We start from the raw sequence: 211 nt of genomic DNA, 5'->3' as shown, positions 1-211 counted from the left end.
GAGGTGCGGGGCGTGTAGGTGAACTTGACCTTGGCGGAGCCGGTCCAGTTGACGTAGTCGACGCGGAGGGTGTGTTTGCCGGCGGGGATGGTGAGGTTGACGGTCTTGGAGACGGTGGTGGTGCCGTTCTTCCAGAGGTCGATCTTGCGGGCGCCGGTCGTGCCGGGGTCGAGGTAGACGCGGATGCCGTCGAGGCCGGAGGCGGAGAGGG

General features: G+C 67.3%; 1 pseudogene. It reads right to left on the bottom strand.

Annotated features, from left to right (window positions below):
* Positions 1 to 211, bottom strand: a pseudogene (locus PUR53_RS14155) (hypothetical protein); the annotation flags it as partial.

This window comes from Streptomyces sp. SP18BB07 (genome assembly GCF_036322545.1).
Classification (GTDB): Bacteria; Actinomycetota; Actinomycetes; order Streptomycetales; family Streptomycetaceae; genus Streptomyces; species Streptomyces deccanensis.
Note: the sequence above shows the minus strand (reverse complement) of the source record. Positions and strands in the feature narration are given on the sequence as shown.